Raw genomic sequence first — 23,624 nt, 5'->3', positions numbered from 1 at the left:
TTATAGTTTTAGTTTTTTCAATAATCCTGCATAAAAGTGATTAGAGATAATACTCACTAGATACCAAATTACTCTTTTTACTAATGATAAATGTTTTGTATAAACAAAAATATATTCTAATTCTGCTGTTGCTCCACGTCCTACTTTAAATTGCCCGGCGCCAGAACTTAAATTCAGTTGTAACTTATTATCTCTAGCATATTCAATCGCATAAGCAATCACCCTACGATATAGCGCCTCTTTTTTAGAATAACTAAAATCATAACCAACAATAGGCGCGGTCACTATATTATCTTCTCCAATCAAGCCTACCACACCAACATATTTATTATATTTATGATCATAAAGCATCCTTAAATGTAGAATCTCTTTTTTTACTAATTCTTGTAAATATAATGGGGTAAACTGCACATTGTGTTGAGAATATTTATCTAGATAAAGTTGATTATAAAGCGCTACTGCTCTTTCAAATAAAGAAAAATTCTCTATACCTACTTCTATAAATTCATAACGTTTATCATCCCTTAATTTTTTATCTCTTCGATAATTAATATGTTTATCACATTCAGAATAATCATTAAATAAGTAAACTTGCCTAAATGTAATGGGTAACCAATTATCTTTTAACAAATTACAATACAAACTATGATTTTGTATATTATTCACACTACGCAATAGCAGTGTATGAGCTGGATAGTCATTGATTGCCATTTCTCTCAATTTTTGTAAATCAATACTATTAAATGATTCAGGATAAAAATTTGTTGATAACATATAATTATTCAACATTTGTATTTTATCTATATTGATAACTTTTAAAATAAAGCTAAACAATTTAATAAGAATTATTGAAATTATTTTCTGATATTTTATCGTTATTTTACTTAACTCATCTTCTGCATAGGCTACGGTTGCATTATATATCGAAGCAACATAACAGTTAGGCTTAATGTCATCAACTACAGTAGTGATAATCTCAACTTCATTCAGTTTATATTTAATAACTTTAGCATCTAAATTAGCAATCATCTCTTTTGAATGATATTTCTTAAATATATCAAAAAGTTTTGATGATATATTCTTAAACATTAATTGTATTTCCCATCATATTCAATATCAAAGGTTGTTGCATCTGTTAATGATTTTTTATATTTCAACATATATTTAATCATTTCATAAAATGAAAAGAGTTGTGCAGATGCTGGAACTTCCGCCAATACATCTTTTGCCTGTTTATAATCATTTAATAATGCTTTGAACTTGCCTTTAAATAAAGCAGGTAACACAAAAAATAAAAATAATGTTTTCCCTATTCTATAAGCACATTTTTCTATCTTACCTACACTATAAAGGGTTCTATTCATAGAAATATTAATATTAGCAGAAATTAAATGTAAGCCACTCGTTGCTCTAGGATTACATTCTAAAATATAAAGATCTTTTCCATCATCAATAAAATCAAAAGCTATTTGCCCAGTATAATTTGTTTGTTCAGCAAATAGTGCAGTAAAAGCGTTAATCCGCCTATCTTCATAATATTCAAAATAAGTTGAAGCCGATTGGTTAAGTAAATACTTTGGCAAATAAACCACTTGAGAAATAACTTTACCATTTTGGCATACTGCATAATTACATAAAGGTTTTCCTTGAATATATCGTTGCTGAACCCAAGGATATTCTTCATTGATTACAATATCTTTTATTTTTTCTGCTGTAACTCCACGAACAACATTTCTACCAAATCTAGAAAATACTGGCTTTAATACTGTATTAGCATCTTCTTTAATTTCTTTTTTATCAGTAATCAACACTGTTTCTGGAAACTTAACATAGTTATTTAAAAATTTCTGAAATAAAAATTTATTGTGCAACTCTAGTAATAACGTGTGTTCTGGCATTAAAAATAGTGCTTCTGTTTTGCATATCTCTCTTACTTTCGATAAGAAAAAAATATCTTCACAATTAGGAATAACGAGATCAACTTGAGATAACAAAATCTTCATCTGCTCACAATATCCCGTAAAATCTAATCGAGGTGCAGGTATTTTGATATAAGTAATATGATGATCAAAAAATTTACCAACTGGGTAATCAAGGGAATCAACTAAAATCACTTCATACGAAGATCTGATAGCAATTTTTATCCACTCAATACTAATAGGGGCTCTTGGTGAAGTAATTAGTACTTTCATAACTCTTGTACTCGTCTTCTTTTCTTATCTAATTGTTCAGGTTGATAGGCAAAATAATAATGTGTTAAAGGTTGTAAATGATGTCTTTGATATAAATCTAATAACGCAACCTCAATTTCATCCTTTGCACTTAGCGGTTTTAGATAAATATTCAACTCATTTTTTTGTTTCCTAATCAGATATTCTTCTACTTTGGCAGAAGATGAAATAATCGTATTTCTGACAAAATCCGGGAATAACAGATAATCTTCACCGGCTATCGTTTTCATTTTTAATATATCGTCACATCGCCCCTCAATCTTTTTTATTCGGGTAAATACACTACCGCAAGGACATGGTGTTTCATCTAAAATTAAAATATCATCTAGCTTATATCTAATAATAGGTTGAGAGGTACGATTAAAATCAGTAATAATCGGTGAAAATCTTCCGCTCTCTTTCTCAATCCACGCTTTTTCAATATAAACAATATCTTCATTGAGATGTAAATTACCTGCCTCACAAGTATGAGCCAAGCATCCTTCTGTACATTGATAAATTTGATCAACTTTATTTGAGAAGCGTTGTTCAATAATTATCTTATCATCATCTTCTAATACTTCTGCAACTGAAATAATTTTTTTCGGTTTAATTTTCAGTTCTTGATTTAAGGCTAATAATTTTAAAACTTGGGCTGGTGCGACAATGATCGTTGGTTGAAATGTATTAAGTGAATCAATATGTTTTTCAATTGGAATCAATAAATCATAGAAAACAAAAGAGATTAAAGAACTATTAATACTTTCATATAAATTACTATTTGCACGTAAGAAAAAAGCAATTTTATGTTTTTGGCAATAAGGCTTAGGTAACATTCGTTTTAAAATATAGCCCGCCCACAATGCAGATTCCTCTTCACTTACCAAAAATATTCCTCTATTCCCGCTAGTACCAGAAGATAAACCTACAGTTATCTTATTTAGTTTTTTAGAAAAATTTCTTGTTTTTTCACTCTCTATCGCAATTTGATAAGCCTCTTGCTCGGTAATATTTACGGTATTAATCTTATCAAAGTTACGCATAAAAATACTTTTATTAATAACTAGATAATCTTCTAGTTGTAGCGACTTTGGATAAAAATCACTATTCAGATGACTGAGTAATTTAACAATAGCCTGTTGCTGATGTTTAACTAAACCTTCTCGATCATAAAAGTTTTTTGTTTTTAAAAACTGTTTAATAATTTTTAGTTTCTTTAACATAGCTATCCTTAGAATATTGCTTTAATGTTGATGAGCAATGAGTAGGAATAATCTGAATATCTGGAGAATTTTTATATAATAGTTGTAGTTTATCTATTGTTTCGTGATAACTTTTCCAATCTTCCATTACAATAGCACTTAAAATATTGGGTCTTCTATTTTCGGTGATAGTTTTCATATTCCATACCGCATCCGCAATAAAGAAGTAATTACTATAAAATAAGCCATATTGCCCTTTTGCATGCCCTGGTAATGAAATGATATAAATATCATCAAATAATAAATACCCTTTTTCAAATGGCTTTAATTTCTCTGGTAAAACAACTTCTGGTAAATCTTCAATAAACATTACTCTTTGTGCAAATTCTTGATCTAATAGAGCAGGTAAAATTCCCTTTTTGGTTTTATTAAAAACAGAAATGGTTTTATCTTGACTAAATAAATAAGCTTCTTTTGAACAATACACTGGAATATTTGGAAAATCCTTAATTCCAGCAATGTGATCTGCGTGTAGATGTGAAAGAAAAATAAAATCAACTTGTTTATTAATTCTTTTCACTAATGGTTGATCTAATGTTACTGGCGTAGTTAATGCATATAGTTTCTCAGGAAAGTGAGAAGTTGCTGTGAAAAAATGTTCAGAATACCCAGTATCAAACAGAAGATTTCCTCGTTGATGTTCAATTAACGCCACCATCGCAGGGAATTGAATATGCTTAAAACGTCCTCCTTTTAACACCACAAATTCAGGATGCACGCAATATCCAACCTCAAAGATTTCTATGTTTTGCATATCTCTCTAAACCTTCCTCTATTGAGTAAATTGGTTGGTAACCTAGAATTTTCTTAGCCTTAGAAATATCAAGGGTTTGGCTCTTACTAATTACGCCAATACTATATCTAGTTAAAAACGGTTCGGCGATTAAACCTAATTTTGCAATTCCTTCTAACAATGTCGCTACACTATACAGTAGCGGATAATGCACATATTTAAACTTAGCATTTAGCTTTAATGTTTTGATCACCATCGAAAAAATTTGACTTATTTCCATCGGCTGATCATTAGTAATATTAAACACAGATTTAGTCGGAACATCATTAATTGCTGCTAAATATAAGGCATATACCACATTACCGACATAAGTTACATCAACTACCGTCTGCTTATTTTTAATTAATGGCATAAATCCTTTACGTGCAATTTTCTCTAATCGCGGTAATAAAACATTATCATACTCACCAAAAATTGCCCTTGGTCTAATAACAACGGAATGAATTGAGCTATTTAATACCCTCTGTTCAGCCATATATTTGGTTGCTGCATAATGATTAACAAAATGAGGGCTAATAAATTCTTCTTGAATATTAAATTGATCTTGAAAATTAAAATAAATACTTGGTGTGGAAACATGTATAATTTTATTTATACCATAGTCAGACATTGCCTCTAGTACATTCTCTGTAGCAACTACATTAGCTTGATAAAAATTATCATATTCACCCCAAGGAGAAGATAACGCTGCACAATGGAAAACAACATCTGCCTTTTGAAAATACTTCTTCGTTAGTGCTTTATCACTAAGATCAAACGCATAAAACTCAACGCCTAACTCCCGCCCAATCGTTTCATTTCTACCAAAGGCAATTATTTGCCAATTTTTTGCGACTAAAAACTCTAACAGATTCCGACCTAGACCGCTTGTTGCACCAGTAATAATCGCTTTCATTATGGCACCTGCCACACAACTAATCCTAATCCAACACCAGCACTTGTCCCAACTAGCATAATTTTTTGCCCACTTTTGAGCTGCTGTGTACGGAATAAGGTATGTAACGCACTTGGAATAGATGATGCAACTTGGTTGCCATGTGTTTTGAAAATATCAATAAACTTATCTCTTTTAATATTTAATAGTTTGACCACATGATCTAATGACGATTGACTCGCTTGATGAGGTACAATCCAATCAATATCATCTAGTGTCAAATTTTTAGATGCTAAACTCTCTTCAATAAAACGAGGTAATATCGTTGAACTTAATTTATAAAGTTTTTTGCCATTCATTTCAAAATACAGAACATCTTGATAATTACCCGCATAATTATGAGGGGTAATTTTATGACCTGCACCACGAATTCTACAATATTCATAACCTTCAGAATGTACTTCAAAATTAGATAAAATAATTCCTCCAGTTTGACTAGAAGTCACTACCATTGCAGTTGCCCCATCTGCAAAAATACCTGCCGTTCGGATATTTGACCAATCCAATCCAGCAGACACAATATCGCAAGAAACAATTAAAATATGCTTATAATCGTCTAATAGTCGAGAAGCAATATCAAAAGCCCTAAGGACACTAAGACAAGTCATATTAATATCAAACCCAGCTATAGGTTTGCTAGGGTTTAATAAACGGTGGGTTGAAGCAGCGTTAAAGGGAATAGCTTGTTGATCAATCGCACTAGCATTAATAATACAATCTATATCATCAACTTGGAGATTAGCTTCTGCTAATGCTTCTCTAATTGCTTGATCCAGTAAAGATTCTGCTGTCTGATCTTCCGCTAAAAAGCACCTTTTTGCTAATCCTGTTACTTTTTCTGTTGTCCCTAACGAAAGATGATTACGCTTATCTATATCCGTTGATAACACAACTTTTGTCGGTAACGCCTTACCAATCCCAAGAATATTGATACCTTGCTTCACCATTTTATTTCCTGCCTATTTACTATCTAATTTGTTTAGAACAATATAGCATTGAAAATAAAAAAAATCCGCCACAATAGTGTGGCAGATTTCACACTTCTAAAAATTAATTTTAAAACTAATGTAACTTCATTAATGGACGAATAAAACGGTTTAAGCGTCCCACTAACATAAATAAAGCTGTTTTAAAGCAACCATGCAAAGCGACCTGATGCATTCGGTATAAAGAAACATAGATAAAGTGGGCAATATGTCCTTCAATTGTCATCGATCCTCTAACTAAATTGCCCATTAAGTTACCCACTGTACTAAAGCGGGATAGCGAAACTAATGAACCATGATCATAATAAGTAAATGTTTTTAAAGGCTTATTTTCTAATAAGGCTAAAATATTTTTCCCACAAGTCGTTGCCATTTGATGTGCAGCTTGAGCACGAGGAGGCACAGGTTTACCATCTTTCTGTAATAATGCCGCACAATCACCAATCGCAAAAATATGATCATCAAGCGTTGTCTGTAATGTGTCTTTCACTTGTAATTGATTGATACGATTAATCTCTAAACCATCAAATTGCTTAGTTACATCAGAAGCACGAATTCCTGCAGCCCAAACCATTAAATCCGCTTTAATCTCTTCACCATCATGCGTTTTTAAACTGTTTTCAGTTGCTTCAATAATGCGCGTATTGGTACGAACATCCACCCCAAGTGCTACTAACTCTTTGTGCGCTGAATTAATAATTCGATCTGATAATGCAGGTAAAATTTTATTTCCCGCTTCAATTAGAGTCACTTTTAAGCAACGATTATCAATTTTGCCGAAGCCATAGCCTGATAAATATTGTGCTGCATTATAAAGTTCCGCTGAAAGTTCTACACCCGTTGCCCCTGCACCAACAATCGCAATATTGATTTTATTTGGTTCAACTAACTGAATTTTTTCAGATACCACAACATCATCAGCGGCAAGATTATCCTCAGCAAACTTTAAAAAGAGTTGCATCATCCGTTTTTGGAAATACAGTGCTTGATCAGGACTGTCTAGAAAAATACAGTTCTCACTAACACCTTTCGTATTGAAATCATTAGACTTACTGCCAATACTTAATACCAAAATATCGTAATTAATCTTACGTTCAGCAACTAATAATTTGCCTCGTTCATCATGAATCGGGGCTAAAGTAATATTTTTTTCATTCCGAGAAAGACCTGTAATATAGCCCTGTTGGAATAAGAAACCATGATTTCTTGCATGAGCACGATAACTTACCGCTTCCACACCATCATCTAATGATCCTGTCGCAACTTCATGTAATAGCGGTTTCCATAAGTGAGTCTGATTGCGATCGACTAAAATCACTTCTGCTTTCTTTTTACGTCCTAATTTATGGCCAAGAAAGGTCGCTAATTCAAGTCCACCAGCACCACCGCCAACAATCACGATTTTTTGCATAAATGTTTCTCCATTAAGATAATTGTAAAATTTTAGTGAAAGTATATCGCACTTTATTTCATTTATTTAATAGAAAAAAATTATTATCAAATGAATTATTAATACTACTAGTTATAACATTTTTTAAACAACAACATAACGCAACATAAAAAAACGCATACTGCCAAATGACAGTATGCGTTCATCAATTCAAGGAAGATTAATTATTGTATATTAATAAAGTTTTCTTGAAGTATTGAACCAATCTTCTTTAAAGGTACGTTTCATATTTTGAATTGCATCGATAATATCGTGGTGAACTAATTTCTCATTTTGGATACCCACACAACGACCTTTCTCTCCTTGTAACAATAATTCAACCGCATATACTCCCATTCTTGACGCAAGAATACGGTCAAATGCACAAGGTGCACCACCACGTTGAATATGACCTAATACTGTCGCACGAGTTTCGTGTTTTACGCGTTCTTCAATTTCTTTCGCTAATTCATTGACATCACACATATGTTCAGTAATCGCAATAATTGCATGGCGTTTTCCTTTTTCAATACCATACTCTACTTTACGAATCAGTGCTTCACGTTCAAATGGGCGTTCTGGCACAACGATAAACTCACAACCACCAGCAATAGCCGCAGCTAAGGTTAAATCACCACAATGACGTCCCATAATTTCTACAATGGAAATACGTTGGTGTGAACTTGAGGTATCACGTAAACGATCAATCGCATCTAATGCTGTTTCTAATGCGGTTTGATATCCAATCGTATAATCTGTTCCTGCTACGTCATTATCAATCGTACCTGGTAAACCAATACATGGGAAATCATGTTCTTCCGTTAATAACTTTGCTCCCATATAGGAACCGTCTCCACCAATTACAACTAGTGCATCAATACCATGAAAACGTAAGTTCTCCACACATTTTGCCCGAACAGCCGGATCTTTAAACTCAGGGAAACGCGCAGAACCTAAGAAAGTACCACCACGATTAATCACATCAGATACATGATAGCGTTCTAATTTTTTAATTTTATTGAAATAAAGTCCTTGGTAACCATCATAGATACCATATACTTCTAAGCCTTCGTATAACGTTGCACGCACAACTCCACGAATTGCAGCGTTCATTCCTGGCGCATCACCACCACTTGTTAATACGGCAATTTTCTTAATCATAATTCGTCCTCATTCGGAAATATTTTAAAGCTAAAAATAAATCAAAACCGCGCTAAGATTACACTATTCACTCTCTATCCTCTAGTGAAATTTTTGATTACTTTCGTAATTTTTGATCTAATCAGGAATTCGCTTGTTGTTCCGCCATTTCCTGTTTAACAACTGAGGTAGGTTCTTGATGAATTATTACGTCAGAATGAGGAAATGCTTTCAGTAAGGCTTGTTCCAACTCTTCTGTAATATCGTGAGCAACGACTAATGGTAAATGATCCTCTAATTCTAGATGTAATTGAATAAAACGTACCGCACCCGCTCGGCGAGTTTTAATATCATGAATTCCTAATACGTGTTTATTCTGTTTAGCGATCATTTTGATTAATTCAATTTCTTCATCTGGTAAAGCAACATCTAGTAACATTTGTATGGCTTCGGCGACCATTTTCAGTGCATTGACTAAAATATAGACCGCAATAATTAATGCACAAATTGCATCAGCTATGATAAAACCATAATAGCTAAGCACTAATGCTACTAAGATCCCCAAATTCATAAATAAGTCTGTCTGATAATGCAAACTATCCGCTTTAATTGCGGGGCTATCTGTTAATTTGATCGTATATTTTTGGAAAGCAACCAAAATACCTGTCATTACTACTGAAATCACAGTCACCGCAATCCCCCAAATATTATGATCTGTAATCTCTGGAGAATTTAAACGTTGGATGCCTTGAAGAAATAAGAAAACAACTGAACCACAAATAAACATTCCTTGGGCTAACGAAGCGAGCGACTCTGCCTTACCATGCCCAAATGAATGGTTATCATCTGCTGGCATTAAGGCAAAACGTAAAATCAACATACTGGTAAAAGAAGCTAGCAGATCCAATAAAGAATCTGTAATAGCGGCTAAAATACTAACTGAGCCCGTTTTCCACCATGCGATTGCCTTAATTAATACCAAAAACAAGGCGGTAAAAATGGCAAAACAGGCTGCACGTTTTACGTAAATTGAATAATTATTTTTCATTACAGCTCCAAGTTAGTGGGTATTTCATCATTTCTGCCACTAACGGTTTCGCTTTTTGTTGTTCTAACTTTTTCAATACTGCCATTGTGCTACTTTTTACTGGTGCAAATTGTTCGCTATATTGCACTTGAACAAATCCACACGCTGCCAAATTTTCACCTTTCGCCACATCAACTTGATAATCAGTAAATTGTTCTGCTGGCGGATAGACCACATAACTATACAACTGATTATCTTTTACTTGATTGCTATATACTTGAATGTCTGAACGAGAATACATTTTTTCTCGTAATGCAATACGTTGCAGATAAGTTGGATCAGTCTTTGCAAAATCTTGCTGTAAATCTTGAAAAATCTCTAGATGTGAATGTTTTGCACTATTGGTATCAATTAATTGATAGGTATATTTCACCACACTTCCTAAATCATCTGTTTTGGTTAATTGATACTGCTGTTGTGCAAAGCTTAATTTTGTTGGTACAGCAATTTTATGTTGGCTTACTTGATGCGATACACATCCTGTTAAGAACAAAATCACCAACCACGATAAACGTTTAATCATCACTTAACTCCCGTTTAAACACTAACTCTGTTGCAGTTGAAGCTGTTTTATCAAACCAATATCCTGCTAAATCAAATGCTTTGAGCTGTTCGACTTCAGTCACTTGATTTTGTACAAGATAACGACAAAACAAGCCTCGTGCTTTCTTCGCATAAAAGCTGATAATTTTATACCGACCATTTTTATAATCCATAAAAATTGGCTTCACAATGGTTGCTTTTAAACGATCACTATTCACTGCTTTAAAATATTCATCTGATGCAGCGTTAATCAATAGATTATCGCCTTGTTGATCAATCGCTTGTTGTAGATGATCAGTAATTATATTTCCCCAAAATTGATACAGATCCTTACCATGCGGATTCGCCAACTTAGTTCCCATTTCCAAACGATAAGGTTGCATTAAATCTAAAGGACGTAATAAACCATATAGCCCTGATAACATTCGTAAATGTGTCTGTGCAAAGTCAATGTCTGCCACTGATAAACTCTCTGCATCTAAACCAGTATAGACATCCCCTTTAAATGCATAGATTGCTGCTTTACTATTATTTTGATTATGCTCTACTTGCCATTCTGCAAAACGGGCTGCATTTAATCCCGCCAACTTATCACTAATTTTCATTAAAGAGGCGATGTCTGCTGGAGTTAATTGACGGCAAAGATTAATTAGCTGTTCGCTATACGCAGTCAAACTTGGCTGCGTAACCGTATTTATTGGTGCAGACGTAGTAAAATCCAGCGTTTTTGCTGGTGAAATAATTGCTAACATATTGTTCCTTCTTTAAATATTGGCGAGTTTCCAATCAATCGGTGTTTTTCCTTGTTGGATTAAATAGTGATTGGCTCGTGAAAAATGGTGACAACCAAAAAAACCTCGATGTGCAGATAACGGCGATGGGTGCGGTGCAGTTAATACACAATGTTTTTGTCGATCAATAAACTGTCCTTTCTTTTGTGCATGACTTCCCCACAACAAAAAAACCAAACCTGATGTATGTTGGTTTAGTGTCGCAATCACATGATCGGTAAAGGTTTCCCAGCCAAAATTTGCGTGTGAATGTGCCTTTCCTTGCTCAACCGTTAATACTGTGTTCAACAACAGTACCCCTTGTGTTGCCCAATTCACTAAATAGCCGTGATTTGGAATTTGAAACCCTTCAATATCTTGGCTTAACTCTTTATACATATTTAATAATGAAGGCGGTGGTGGCACATTAGGTCGCACTGAAAAAGCCAGTCCATGCGCTTGATTAGGCCCATGATAAGGATCTTGCCCTAAAATAACGACTTTAACTTGATCAAATTCAGTATAACGAAATGCATTAAATACATCTGCCTTTGGTGGGTAAATAATCTTGCCTAAATCTCGTTGATGTTGGACTTGTTGCAAGATCTGCTGAAAATAAGGATCAGCTTTTTCATGCCCAATCATCTCTTTCCATGTTCTCATGGCATTATCCTTGTTATCGTGTAAGACGCTAAATTATAAAAAAACATTTTCTAAGATCACAAATAAAAATTACATCACCGATTGTTACAATTTCATTATTAAAACGTAAAAATAAATCTACCTCGAATTATTTAGCCTAATAATTTTTTGATTAAAATCAAAATAACCATTCTAAGGAAAATTTTTTATTATTGAGATAGCCAAAATATTGTAATTTAATTTGAAAATATAAAATATTTTGATAAAATTTTCGTCAGTTCATTAGGTTATTAATAGATGCTTTTGGAGGCAATCATGATTAAAGGTATTCAAATTACACAAGCAGCAAATGACAATTTAATTAACTCTTTCTGGTTATTAGATAATGAGAAAGGTGAAGCACGTTGTTTATGTGCAAAAGGTGATTATGCTGAAGATCAAATCGTTGCAATCAACGAATTAGGCAACATTGAATATCGTGAATTACCAGTTGACGTTGCACCAACTGTAAAAGTTGAAGGTGGTCAACACTTAAACGTTAATGTATTACGTCGTGAAACTTTAGAAGACGCTGTAAAACACCCAGAAAAATATCCACAATTAACTATCCGTGTTTCTGGTTATGCAGTTCGTTTCAACTCTTTAACTCCAGAACAACAACGCGATGTAATCACTCGTACTTTCACTGAAAGCCTATAATCTTATTTTCCTAATCAAACGGCGATCAAAAGGATCGCCGTTTTTTTTTACAAAAATTTTCTTCTGTTGCTATTCACACTCTCAAATTTTTTAGTTTTTTGAAGCTAACCACTTGTTTTTTTTTTAAACTAAGGAAGTTTTTGCTTACCAAAATAGTTTGGTAGCAAAACAATAGGTTTAACGGGCTTTTATATCTTGTATTGTTATCTTAATGGAGCTTTATATGCAAAAACTTCCTTTCAAACCCATTGCACTTATCACTCTTCTTTCATTAGGTATTGTTGCTTGCGGTAGTTCTAGTGGTGGAACAAAACCAGCTACGACCAATGCAGAAAAACCTACAACAGAAAAAGATATTACAACTTCTAATCAAGTTCCCCAAGAAACCAACACTCAAAATTCTTCTACAAACAACTCTTCCACAGACACTACTCAGCTTAATACATTAAAAACCAGACTCGAAACAATTGAAAAACAATTAAATACACTTATCGCAAATCCAACTGACAATAATGCTCAACTAAATGCGTTAATTGCCGAATTACAAACTCAAAAAACCTATTTAGAAGAAGAGCAGAAAAAGTTAAAAGACCAACTTACTGAGCTTAAACAACAAAAAGAGAAATTGATTCAACAAAGAAATGAACTAAGTCAACTAGCAGATAATAAAGAGAAACTTATTCAAGAAAAAGAACAAGCATTAATTGAAAAAGAGAATGTTATCAGGGAAAAAGAAAATATTCTTACAGCACATATAGAGGCAAGTAACGATAAAGATCGACAAATTAGTGAGTTATATAGTCGTATTAGCGATCTGGAAAATCAACTTTGGAATAAAGATAGTCAAATTCAAAATACATTGAATGAGGTAACAACACTAACAGAACAACTTAATAATCTAACAAAACAAATAAATCCTTACCAAGAAACAACCGAACAACGAGAACTCCGCTTAGCTAGAGAAAAAGAAAGAGAAAATTTTGTTGCTCCTAAATTTGTTCAATATACTGATCAAGAAAATCCTAGTATTAATTCTGATTATAACTTTGATGTAAATATTACAGCAGATGGTATTCGACATGAGAAAAATATCATAAGTGCTCTTTCTTCATCGAATGTCGTATATGTTTCTTATAACTATAATCTAGAAGAAGCAGGTAACTCTATTTTAATTCAAAAAGACTTAAGCAATGGACAGGAAAAGATTGTTTATAGCTTTGGTGGTAACCCAACTCGTGCACAATATTTATCAGAATTGCAACGTATTCAAGGGTCTGCTCAATATCGGGGACAGATTCATACTGCACAAAATATCACTACTTCTTCTATGTCATCATATGGTCATAAAAATATTACTCTTAATGCTAATTTTACTGATCAATCAATTTCAGGAACTGTAGATGCTCATTCATCTGATGGTCCTTATGCTTCTTCGATTACATTACATCCAGCACCAATCACAACTAATCGTGGCATGATGGAATTTTCTGGAACTGCATCCAGGACAGTTACTGATCCCTATAATAATCCTCCTATAGGTCCATCTCAAACTAATGGTTCCTATCAAGGGATCTTTATGGGAAAACATGCAGAACAGATAGCTGGTTCAATTGTCTTACCTGCCCCATCTCTAGGTTCTTATATACCTGAAAAAGGTGTATTTACTGCAGAAAAACAATAATTCATTTAATTATCCCCCTAGCTTCTGTTAGGGGATTATTTAACCCATCAACATTTCACTCTCTATGAAAAAATTTTTTATTTTCTATCTCTTTATCTTAAGTTGTTTACCTGCATTAGCAGGTGTACCACATCATAAACAACAACTAATACTAGAACAGAAGCTTAACCAAGCAATCTATCAACAACAATATCAAACCATTGGCTATTTGCTCAAACAGTATCGCTTAGTTAAAGATCATGATCCAATTTTAGTATTATTTGTGGAAAGTGTAATAGCCAAATCAAAAAAGGAATATGACACAACTATCCATTTATTACGCCAAATCCTAGCAATTAATCCTAAATTGAATCCAGTACGGATCGAATTAGCAAAAGCTCTCTTTTTGAATCAACAAAATAATGAAGCCCAAACACAATTTGAGCTTGTCAAATCAGATAACTTGCCTCCAGCCATTGAACAATTAATTGATTTATATCTTGAAGCGATTCAACAGCGTAATCGTTGGTATAGTCGCTTTAATGTGTATTACACCCAAGCCGATAATGTGAATAACGTTTCTTCTGATATAAATATTGAGAACACGGGATTTCGCAAAAATCCAAGTATGCTGCCACAATCGGCACATGGTATCGCTTTTAATAGCAGTATTGGGAAAGATTTCAATCTAATATATGCCCATTATCTTGCCTTAGAAAATACGCTTAATGGTAAATATTATTGGGATAATCATGATTATACTGATATTCAAAACCGTCTTAATCTAGGCTATAAATATAAAAATGCAATTCAACAACTCGCAATTTTACCTTTTTATCAGTGGCGCTGGGTAGCAAATCAAAGATATCAGCAAAGCTATGGTGTTACTTTGGAGTGGTCGCGCTGGCTAAATAATCATTTTCAAATATCCAATACACTTGAATACGCAAAAAATAGGTATCCACAAGCAACAATATTAGATGGAGATAGCAAATTAGCATCTAGTACTTTATTGTGGTTGCCAACAAGTACTCAATTCTTCTATATAGGGATTGATGCACTGTGGGAAAATACACGAGAAAAACAATATTCATACCATACAAATAGCCTACGCTTAGGCTGGAAACAAGAATGGAAGTTAGGGATTTCCAGTCAGATAAATTTTTCTATCTCAAAACGTAAGTATCAGGATCAAGCTGTACTGGGTGGTATTTTACCGCTTAATAAAACCAGACAAGACAATATTTATCAAAGTAGCTTAACCCTATGGAAGCGAGACTGGCAATGGTGGAATATTACCCCAAAATTACAACTTAATTGGAAACAACAAGTGAGTAATATTCCATCAATGTATTCTTATACAGATAAGAACATCAACCTATTATTTGAAAAACAATTTTGACTGAGTATTTTGAGATTAAATAGATTACTAAAATAGTTAATTAAAAAATGTCGGCTTACTCCGGCATTTTTTTATTCTATTACTTTTGCCGTATAGTGGAGTTTTTCAATAGCTTGAATAAGTTGTTGGTTAGTCACTTCTGGTTTCGCAATAATTTTTACAGTATGTTCATTCATATTAGCTTTAGTTTTAATCACGCCATCAAGCGCACGCAACTCTTTATTCACTAAATAAACACAAAGCTGACAAGTCATTTCCTTAACATAAAACGAAACTTCACGTTCTGCAGTCTGTGAGGTCAGTTGTGGCTGAGCTGCTGTTGCAGCATAAACTGATTGAGAAAATGCCGACACCATTAATAAGACATAGATAATTTTTTTCAACATATAATCCTCTTATTATTCTAAAAACCAAGGTAACACTGTCGGATAAGTAAGGAAAAATAAAATGACAATAAAAACCAGCCAATAAAGTGCAATCAGCCATTTGCGCGATAAATATTTAGTACAAATAATTTTCTTTGAGAAAATTAACAACCAAAATCCATAACCAAATGCACCTAATGACAAAATTAACATCGGAATCCGCAAATAATCAAAGCGATTGAGTTCAATTAGCCAAGTAGAAGAAACACCAAATACTAGATAGATCAATGGTGCAATACAGCACAAAGTTGAGGTTACTGCTGCAATGACAGCAGTAACACAACTAGCAAAAAATTGATTATTTGATTTCTTTAGAAATGAACTCATAACCAAATTCTTTCGGATTATATGAATTTAACGGATCACCGCCAATTTCTGCATAAGGGTAACCAAAATTATTAATTGGTTTTAATTCTGGTGCAGGATAAAGATCAAAATCACGCGCATGATTAAAACCAACCCAATTTGCTTCCCAGTTACCAAATAGATATTTAGCAACTGCTTGAGTTGCAGGATCTTCTACCGATTTTTTCTCAGTTAAACGCATTTTCGCAACATCCGCTGAATCCACTGGTACCCAACCAAATCCAGCTAAATAAAATTCAGCACGGCAATGTTGACCACCATCTTCATTAGCTACGCCATCTTTAGCACTACCAAAAGCTTTCTTTGAATATTTCTCCATTTTTGGTGCAGCACCTAAACGGATACCAAAAATTTCACGCGCAGGGATCCCGGAAGCACGCACTAACGCAACAAATACTGAATTAATATCAGTACATTTTCCTTTTAATACACCTGTTGTCAGAATCTTCTCAACATCACCATCCCCACAACCTAAAACAGAATTATCACGTTCCATATTGTTGACAATCCATTGGTGAATCAGCTCTGCTTTTTTTAGTGGATTTTTTTCATTACCCACAATTTTGTCAGCAAACTGTTTTACAATACCATCGGTTTTAATATGTGGTGTTGCTTTGAGGTAAGGTTGAACATCAACCGAATAATTAATTTTTTCCGGCATCTTATAATCTTTTAATGCGCTCGTTACCATTGGTTCACGGTCTTTAGTTTCAATAACCATTTTTACTTTAAGGATACGTTTATCTGCTTTTTCTCCCCAATTCGCATAAAGTGTTTTTGCGCCATATTGGTTATTTTCTGTGATATACGCATTACGATAGTTTCCTTCAAATTCAATTGATTTCAATGTTTGGTAGTCACTATTGAATGGTAATGGTACCCATAAATTGGTTTCGCCGGCTGCCCCTTTTGGTGCAACAAGATCATAAGAATTGGTAAATTCGTAAGTATGTGTTGTTGTATTTGGATTAACTTGAGTAACAGGTGTTGTGGCATAGGCCATGCCAGAAATGAGAATTGATGCTAACAGAAGTTTTTTCATATTGTGTAACCTTAAAATAAACATAACTTGCTATATTTTGAATGTTCACTTGCAGTGAACTTGGTAAGGATACTCGGATTGATGAAAAAAGAAAGCAATATTTTTTATAAATCTATTTTCTCAATAAAAAATGCAACGATAAAAATTTTAAAATAAAACGCTTATCGTTGCACTTTGGTAATCACGTTTAACGTGTTTTGCTCTACGTTGATAACTGCCTTTTCCTTTACGTTGGCGTTCAATACGTTGTCTGAATAATTTATCTGTCACTAGTGCTTTCACCGCACTTTCTTGAATTTCACCACGCTGGTGTTGATAAGATTGTTTCATAAATTTTTCCTTTCTTCATAATACTAAAAAACCGCCAAATTTTGGCGGCGTGTATTATGACAAATTTATACTCGGCTGACTATAAAATCTCTAACACATTTTCAGGCGGACGACCAATTCTGGCTTGATTGTCATTAATCACGATTGGACGCTCTAATAATGCTGGATTATCAACAATAGCTTGTAACAATTTTTCTTTTTGTTCTGGAATCATTGGATCTAATTGATCTAAAGCAAGTAATTTATATAAATCATCTTGAGTTCTCATCATCAGACGAGGATCTTCAATGCCTAATTTTCCCATTAAAATTTTTAATTCTGATAATGGAAATCTGCAATCTAAATATAAAATGACTTCGGGTTGAATTTTGTGTTCCTCTAATAACTGTAAAGTGGCACGACTTTTAGAACAACGAGGATTATGTAAAATTTTAATTGTCATCTTTTTCTCCTTACTTAATGATTAAGTTTTATCACTCTATCACGCTTAACTAAAAATCAAAAATAAATTACGAAAAATACAATTTTGCATAGTTTTTTCATTTTGCTTACTGTATAATCTTGCGACCCTGTTAATTACATTGGTTTTTCCCACCATGTAATTTTTTTATGCTTAAAATACACTTGAAGGGGTGCTATTGAGAGCGAAAAGGTGTGTTCAAAACTTGGACACAGGGTGTTAAATTATTATTTTGGTAATGAATTAATGAAAACTTTTGTAGCAAAACCAGAAACAGTAAAACGCGACTGGTATGTAGTTGATGCGACTGGTAAAACTTTAGGTCGTTTAGCTACAGAAATCGCAAGCCGCTTACGTGGTAAACATAAACCTGAATATACTCCACACGTTGACACAGGTGATTACATCATCGTTATCAATGCTGATAAAGTTGCTGTAACAGGCCGTAAAAAAACTGATAAAATTTATTACTGGCACACTGGCTACGTTGGTGGTATCAAACAAGCGACTTTTGCTGAAATGATTGCTCGTCGTCCAGAACGTGTGATTGAAATCGCAGTTAAAGGTATGTTGCCTAAAGGTCCTTTAGGTCGTCAAATGTACCGTAAATTAAAAGTGTATGCAGGTAGCGAACATAATCACGCTGCACAGCAACCACAAATTTTAGATATTTAATCACGAGGTTTAGACTATGGCAGATCAAAACTACGGCACAGGCCGCCGCAAAAGCTCTTCAGCTCGTGTATTTATTAAACCGGGCACAGGTAAAATTACTATCAATCAACGTGAACTTGATGTTTATTTCGGTCGTGAAACTTCACGTATGATTGTTCGTCAACCTTTAGAATTAGTGGATATGGCAGAAAAATTTGACCTATATATCACTGTTAAAGGTGGTGGTATCTCTGGTCAAGCAGGTGCAATTCGTCACGGTATTACTCGTGCGTTAATTGAGTATGATGAAACTTTACGTCCAGTATTACGTGCAGCTGGTTTTGTTACCCGTGATGCTCGTCGTGTTGAACGTAAAAAAGTTGGTCTTCGCAAATCACGTCGTCGTCCACAATACTCAAAACGTTAAGTGCGACAAGGTGTCGTACTTATGGCAATATTTCCTTATATATCAAGGATTTATTGCAGGAAATACTGGTTGCACCGACCAGTTATTTCCAACTTTTCAAGCACCTCTCGGAGGTGCTTGGGAAGGCAGACCAAGAACGGAGCGTTGCTCAAGACTTGGTTCTAAGTTGGTCAATGTAAACAGACCATCTCTAAAGGATAGAGGTATGATCTTCACTTTGATGTACTTGATATTCCCTGTTTAACAAAATATTAAGAAGAGTAAGTAAGCAAGATCCCGTTTCGAAGTTACCCATACTTCCCGTTAATACTATTAAGAGTATTAAGACAATAACTTCAGGGAAAACTGGAATTATTAGTTGGGTTACCCATACCCCAGAGAGGAGAAAAGTTTACACACCTACTATAAAGAAAGCCCAAAGATAGTTCAGTACTCAGAAAAACTATCAGAACTAAGATCTGGTAAATCTTAGGGAGGGAGTACTTACTTCACATTATGTATATCGTTGAATATACATTTACTTTTTCACTTTATGTATATCTGAGTATATACATTTATCTATTCACTAAATACTCTTGATATGGAGTATTTTCGATAGCAAATGAAAGAATGGAATAAATAAGTTCTCAAGATTTCAGGAGCTAGGCTTTACTACACCTATAATTTATTAATTACTCTTCTAATCTGGGAATAGAAAGTTTAATCACTTTGTATTTTGTATTAGATAAAGAAGAGTGGGATTGTATTTAGGGTAAGTTTAAACATTGCGAATAGAAAGCAGAAGTGAATTTGGAAGTAACAGTAAAGGCTTATTTATTGCAGTATAGGGCGTACCAACTTAGTAAGTATGCGTAAGCTGTTATCATCATTGTTACAATCAATAAAACTGAAGATATAAGTAGTGCAGTAGTATTGATGAGGTAACCTGTTATATGGCTAACAGTAGTCTAGGGATAGTGCATCACTGGCAACGGTGTTGTGCAGAGCTTCCTGACAATGAACTCCTGAGCAATCAGTCAATAAAATCGTGAGAAATTATTGAGAGAGAACTAATAGCAAGTTCTTGAGGGGCTAGACTGAATAGAAAGATAAATGAAAGTGAACAACTGATAAACCTCGTTATTGAGACAAAGCCAAAGCTATTGATAGGCTTTAACCAAAAGGTAGGCAGTCGGTTATTCCTCTTTAACGTGGGAATACGCCATCTTAAGCACTGTCGGGGAACAGGTTGTATCTTCACTATTCGTGTGATGATAACGGAACTTGGTAAGCCTGTATTTTCGTCTTGTCCACAATACTCAAACCGTTTGAAATAGAATGATTGAGTAAAACAAACAAGGCAGGTAAAGCGTAAGCAATACTGTTGAAAATGCAGGTAAGGGAGGTTGGAAAAAGCGAAGGCTACATTGTAATGATGTAGATAGGGTATGAAACATAACCTAATCCGAAAGGATGCAGACTTCCAACTGGTCTTTCATCGCAAGATGAGTAGCAATGCCTTTAAGGGTTATTAGTGTTAGTTTGTCCCATTGGGGCAATTTAAAGTTTTCTTACTCTAATGGAAGGGAAACAAACTAATAACAAATGTAAACTATTTAAAGAAAGGCGAGCGTTGGGCTTGCTAGCTAATTAACTTGATTAGCTCATTGTGATGGGTGGGAAATCCCATCACACCTAACGCCCGTACTCTTTAACCCAATCGGTTACAAGAGCGGTTAAAACTATCGGTATTCGGTAGTTCCTCTTGTACACGACCAAGTTTACAGCGAGGAATTTACCCACTTACCGAGACCTTTTAACTTACCTTGTAATATCAGAGGTAGGTATGAAAGAGCGTAAGCATTATACTGAAAAAGTAGCTTGCAATCCAGAGACCTCGCACATCTCACAATGGCATTACGTTGAATGGCGTAAAGCAGAAAGGTATGTGAAAGGAATGCAAATTCGGATTGCGAAGGCTACGCAGGAGAGCGATTGGCGTAAAGTGAAAAACTTACAACGAATGCTCACCCACTCGCATTACGCCAAATTGGTGGCGGTAAAGCGAGTAACTGAAAATAAAGGCAAAAAGACAAGTGGTGTTGATAAAGTGCTTTGAAATACCCCTGAAGCAAAATGGCAAGCAGCACTCTCTTTAACGGACAAAGGATATAAACCTCGCCCATTAAGACGAGTTTATATTCCCAAAACCAATGGAAAGAAACGTCCATTAGGTATTCCAACAATGAAAGATAGAGCAATGCAAGCCTTACATTTATTAGCATTACAGCCTGTAGCAGAAACAACCGCTGACAAAGGTTCGTATGGGTTTAGACTAAACCGTTCAACGGCAGACGCTATTACTCATATACACCAAATTTATTCGCATAAAGGAAAGAAAACCAATCAAGCTGTTGAATGGGTACTGGATGCGGATATTGCAGGTTGCTTTGACCATATAAACCACGACTGGCTAATAAAGCATATTCCGATCAATAAGCGAATATTGCGGAAGTGGCTAAAATCAGGTGTTGTTGAATTTGGTCAATTAAAACAGACTACAGAAGGTACACCGCAAGGCGGTATTATTTCGCCAACGTTGGCAAATATGACATTAGATGGATTGGAATGCTTACTTGAAAACCATTTTGGGAAAAAAGGAAGTAGAAAAATCCGAAAAAACAAAACGTATCTAGTAAGATATGCAGATGATTTTATTATCTCAGGTAAAACAAAAGCATTGCTTGAGGAAAAAGTCATTCCTTTAATTGAAGATTTTCTAGCAGAAAGAGGTTTAACCTTGTCGGCAGAAAAAACAAAGGTTGTGCATATTGAACAAGGTTTTGATTTTCTAGGTTGGACTGTTAGACGTTTCAAATCCAAGATTTTGGTTAGACCAAGTCAAAAGAATGTAAAAGCATTCTACAATAAGGTTAAATCAACAATCTCTGTAATGAAAATGGCTCAACAGAAAGACTTAATAATGGTGCTAAATCCAATGTTAAGAGGATGGGCAAATTATCATAAAAGCCAAGTGGCAAGTAAAATATTTGGACGGATGGATGCTTTAGTTTGGAAAGCCTTATGGAAATGGTGTAAGCGGCGTCATCACAATAATTGATATTAGTAAAGGGAGATACCTAGGACAATTAAAAACAGGAAAAGTCTCTCTAACCAAACAAGCTAAAATAGATATAGCAAAGGATGTTTTATTGCAAAAGAAAGGGTATAAAGTTGAATATATACTGGAAAAAGGAGCCTCCCTGCCTTTCTTAAAAGCTTTAGAACAAAACAATATTAAATACACGATAGGATCAAAATTATGAGTAAAAAAATAGTAGATGAAAAACAAGCAACTGAAGACTTTAACTTGTTTTTATTTCACATCGATGACTATCTAGATGAGCTAATTGAAAAAGCAGAAGCTCAAGGATTTCATCTGGATTACTCTTTAGATAGTCTTATTGAACTGGCTAAATATATTAGAAAAAATAAAATTCTTAATGATAAAGAACATATATCCGACTTTGCAAATTGTTGGATTTATTTAGGTGAGGTTTTTAGACGACTTGCTCCTGAGGCATATTGGACAATTGGGCTTGAAAATATAAAAAACATGAATTATGGCTTATATTTTCTTACAGGTTATGATAAGGAAATGTCGGAATTCATTCCAATTCTTTATGTTAATAATTTTACTTTAAGCTCCACTGAAGAACTGGATAATAATTTTTTTTACGAACTTATCGAATTTGAGTTAGGCCCTGTCGTTCCAAGTCTAGATGATTTACCAACAGAGGAATAATACAAGCGGTCAAATTCTTCATTCATTTTATGAAATATGAAATTTCATAAAATTACTCAAATCATCACATACAAGGGATCAAGTGGATAAAGGAGAAATACTTTTGTACCAATGCGACCCGCAATTGGATATTTGGCACGATATATACCAATGATAAAGGTGAAACATATCCATTAAATTTGTTTTATTGTGGAAATGTTAAAATAAAACGGCATATTAAAATAAAGTCTGAATATAATCCGTTCTTGCCCGAATGGGAATTATATGGAGAAAAACTTAGTCAAAATCGTTTATATGATGAACAATCTCATAGACAACAATGGCAAGCTTTATATAAAAACCAAGATGGAAAATGTGCTTTATGCAGGTTACCAATTACCAAAGAAACAGGTTGGCACGATCACCATATCGTGTACAAAATGTTTGGTGGCAATGATACGTTAAGTAATCGTTGTCTGGTACACCCAAATTGCCATACAAAAATACACGCCTTAAATTTGAAAGTTGTAAAGCCGGGTGTAGTAGACAAAATGGTTGTTGATTTTAAAAAAACTACACCAAGTGGACAAAGTGGTTGCT

At 34.1% G+C, this 23,624-nt stretch carries 25 protein-coding genes and 1 pseudogene; 9 read left to right on the top strand and 17 right to left on the bottom strand.

The genetic code is table 11. The features are described 5' to 3' along the window. From QV06_RS04555 to ung, 12 genes are all read right to left on the bottom strand, one after another. Positions 1–1,089 (bottom strand): hypothetical protein, encoded by a 1,089-nt coding sequence (locus tag QV06_RS04555; protein WP_065237135.1) that lies wholly within the window; start codon positions 1,087–1,089, stop codon positions 1–3. Continuing rightward, positions 1,089–2,192 (bottom strand): ATP-grasp domain-containing protein, encoded by a 1,104-nt coding sequence (locus QV06_RS04550; RefSeq protein ID WP_065237134.1) that lies wholly within the window; start codon positions 2,190–2,192, stop codon positions 1,089–1,091. The genes QV06_RS04555 and QV06_RS04550 overlap by 1 nt, the downstream gene beginning before the upstream one ends. Beyond that, complete coding sequence (locus QV06_RS04545; protein ID WP_065237133.1) at positions 2,189–3,433, bottom strand: F390 synthetase-related protein; 1,245 nt, start codon at positions 3,431–3,433, stop codon at positions 2,189–2,191. Before QV06_RS04545 ends, QV06_RS04550 begins: the two co-directional genes overlap by 4 nt. After that, the gene (locus tag QV06_RS04540; protein WP_065237132.1) at positions 3,408–4,226 is read right to left on the bottom strand and encodes an MBL fold metallo-hydrolase; all 819 of its coding nucleotides are present in this window, start codon (positions 4,224–4,226) and stop codon (positions 3,408–3,410) included. Before QV06_RS04540 ends, QV06_RS04545 begins: the two co-directional genes overlap by 26 nt. After that, a complete protein-coding gene (locus QV06_RS04535; protein WP_209435879.1) occupies positions 4,204–5,175 on the bottom strand; it encodes an NAD-dependent epimerase/dehydratase family protein in 972 nt (323 codons plus the stop codon). Before QV06_RS04535 ends, QV06_RS04540 begins: the two co-directional genes overlap by 23 nt. Next, positions 5,160–6,146 (bottom strand): 3-oxoacyl-[acyl-carrier-protein] synthase III C-terminal domain-containing protein, encoded by a 987-nt coding sequence (locus tag QV06_RS04530; RefSeq protein WP_065237130.1) that lies wholly within the window; start codon positions 6,144–6,146, stop codon positions 5,160–5,162. The genes QV06_RS04535 and QV06_RS04530 overlap by 16 nt, the downstream gene beginning before the upstream one ends. 115 nt (positions 6,147–6,261) lie before the next feature. Then, positions 6,262–7,596: an NAD(P)/FAD-dependent oxidoreductase gene (locus QV06_RS04525; protein ID WP_065237129.1), complete on the bottom strand. Its 1,335-nt coding sequence runs from the start codon at positions 7,594–7,596 to the stop codon at positions 6,262–6,264. A 213-nt stretch (positions 7,597–7,809) separates the two neighbouring features. Then, complete coding sequence (pfkA, locus tag QV06_RS04520) at positions 7,810–8,775, bottom strand: 6-phosphofructokinase (protein ID WP_065237128.1); 966 nt, start codon at positions 8,773–8,775, stop codon at positions 7,810–7,812. Positions 8,776–8,896: 121 nt separating this feature from the next. Beyond that, complete coding sequence (locus tag QV06_RS04515; RefSeq protein WP_065237127.1) at positions 8,897–9,802, bottom strand: cation diffusion facilitator family transporter; 906 nt, start codon at positions 9,800–9,802, stop codon at positions 8,897–8,899. After that, positions 9,792–10,364 (bottom strand): hypothetical protein, encoded by a 573-nt coding sequence (locus QV06_RS04510; RefSeq protein WP_065237126.1) that lies wholly within the window; start codon positions 10,362–10,364, stop codon positions 9,792–9,794. Before QV06_RS04510 ends, QV06_RS04515 begins: the two co-directional genes overlap by 11 nt. Continuing rightward, the gene (yaaA, locus tag QV06_RS04505; RefSeq protein WP_065237125.1) at positions 10,357–11,136 is read right to left on the bottom strand and encodes a peroxide stress protein YaaA; all 780 of its coding nucleotides are present in this window, start codon (positions 11,134–11,136) and stop codon (positions 10,357–10,359) included. Before yaaA ends, QV06_RS04510 begins: the two co-directional genes overlap by 8 nt. Positions 11,137–11,148: 12 nt before the next feature. After that, complete coding sequence (gene ung, locus QV06_RS04500) at positions 11,149–11,817, bottom strand: uracil-DNA glycosylase (protein WP_065237124.1); 669 nt, start codon at positions 11,815–11,817, stop codon at positions 11,149–11,151. A gap of 294 nt (positions 11,818–12,111) precedes the next feature. Between ung and grcA the strand changes: the two genes are divergently transcribed. The 3 genes from grcA to QV06_RS04485 all read left to right on the top strand — a co-directional run bounded on the left by grcA (position 12,112) and on the right by QV06_RS04485 (position 15,557). Next, a complete protein-coding gene (gene grcA / locus QV06_RS04495; protein ID WP_065237123.1) occupies positions 12,112–12,495 on the top strand; it encodes an autonomous glycyl radical cofactor GrcA in 384 nt (127 codons plus the stop codon). Positions 12,496–12,718: 223 nt separating this feature from the next. After that, positions 12,719–14,176 carry a transferrin-binding protein-like solute binding protein gene (locus QV06_RS04490; RefSeq protein WP_065237122.1) on the top strand — a complete coding sequence of 486 codons (1,458 nt, stop codon included), beginning with the start codon at positions 12,719–12,721 and terminating at the stop codon, positions 14,174–14,176. A 64-nt stretch (positions 14,177–14,240) separates the two neighbouring features. After that, positions 14,241–15,557 (top strand): surface lipoprotein assembly modifier, encoded by a 1,317-nt coding sequence (locus tag QV06_RS04485; protein ID WP_065237121.1) that lies wholly within the window; start codon positions 14,241–14,243, stop codon positions 15,555–15,557. Positions 15,558–15,628: 71 nt separating this feature from the next. On the opposite strand, the gene QV06_RS04480 is transcribed toward QV06_RS04485, so the two are convergent. The 5 genes from QV06_RS04480 to arsC all read right to left on the bottom strand — a co-directional run bounded on the left by QV06_RS04480 (position 15,629) and on the right by arsC (position 18,162). Beyond that, complete coding sequence (locus tag QV06_RS04480) at positions 15,629–15,940, bottom strand: heavy-metal-associated domain-containing protein (RefSeq protein WP_065237165.1); 312 nt, start codon at positions 15,938–15,940, stop codon at positions 15,629–15,631. Between the two features lie 15 nt (positions 15,941–15,955). Beyond that, positions 15,956–16,309: a mercuric transporter MerT family protein gene (locus tag QV06_RS04475; protein WP_065237120.1), complete on the bottom strand. Its 354-nt coding sequence runs from the start codon at positions 16,307–16,309 to the stop codon at positions 15,956–15,958. After that, positions 16,281–17,390: a transglutaminase-like domain-containing protein gene (locus QV06_RS04470; protein WP_065237119.1), complete on the bottom strand. Its 1,110-nt coding sequence runs from the start codon at positions 17,388–17,390 to the stop codon at positions 16,281–16,283. Before QV06_RS04470 ends, QV06_RS04475 begins: the two co-directional genes overlap by 29 nt. 147 nt (positions 17,391–17,537) lie before the next feature. Next, the gene (locus QV06_RS04465; RefSeq protein WP_065234836.1) at positions 17,538–17,720 is read right to left on the bottom strand and encodes an alternative ribosome-rescue factor A; all 183 of its coding nucleotides are present in this window, start codon (positions 17,718–17,720) and stop codon (positions 17,538–17,540) included. Positions 17,721–17,799: 79 nt separating this feature from the next. Further along, positions 17,800–18,162 carry an arsenate reductase (glutaredoxin) gene (arsC, locus tag QV06_RS04460; RefSeq protein WP_065237118.1) on the bottom strand — a complete coding sequence of 121 codons (363 nt, stop codon included), beginning with the start codon at positions 18,160–18,162 and terminating at the stop codon, positions 17,800–17,802. Positions 18,163–18,426: 264 nt separating this feature from the next. Between arsC and rplM the strand changes: the two genes are divergently transcribed. From rplM to QV06_RS04435, 6 genes and pseudogenes are all read left to right on the top strand, one after another. Continuing rightward, a complete protein-coding gene (gene rplM, locus QV06_RS04455) occupies positions 18,427–18,855 on the top strand; it encodes a 50S ribosomal protein L13 (protein ID WP_065237164.1) in 429 nt (142 codons plus the stop codon). Positions 18,856–18,871: 16 nt separating this feature from the next. Then, positions 18,872–19,261 (top strand): 30S ribosomal protein S9, encoded by a 390-nt coding sequence (gene rpsI / locus QV06_RS04450; RefSeq protein WP_065237117.1) that lies wholly within the window; start codon positions 18,872–18,874, stop codon positions 19,259–19,261. 1,825 nt (positions 19,262–21,086) lie between these two features. Then, positions 21,087–21,359: a reverse transcriptase N-terminal domain-containing protein gene (locus QV06_RS11940; RefSeq protein ID WP_245174248.1), complete on the top strand. Its 273-nt coding sequence runs from the start codon at positions 21,087–21,089 to the stop codon at positions 21,357–21,359. 33 nt (positions 21,360–21,392) lie between these two features. Beyond that, positions 21,393–22,361 (top strand): annotated as a pseudogene (gene ltrA / locus QV06_RS04445) (group II intron reverse transcriptase/maturase); the annotation flags it as partial. A 201-nt stretch (positions 22,362–22,562) separates the two neighbouring features. Continuing rightward, a complete protein-coding gene (locus QV06_RS04440) occupies positions 22,563–23,045 on the top strand; it encodes a hypothetical protein (protein WP_065237116.1) in 483 nt (160 codons plus the stop codon). A 245-nt stretch (positions 23,046–23,290) separates the two neighbouring features. Next, the coding region (locus QV06_RS04435; protein WP_245174247.1) for an HNH endonuclease at positions 23,291–23,624 on the top strand (334 nt) is incomplete at its 3' end.

Source organism: Gallibacterium genomosp. 3 (assembly GCF_001678475.1).
GTDB classification, from domain to species: domain Bacteria; phylum Pseudomonadota; class Gammaproteobacteria; order Enterobacterales; family Pasteurellaceae; genus Gallibacterium; species Gallibacterium faecale.
The sequence above is the reverse complement of the archived record's forward strand: the minus strand, read 5'-3'. Positions and strand labels throughout refer to the sequence as shown.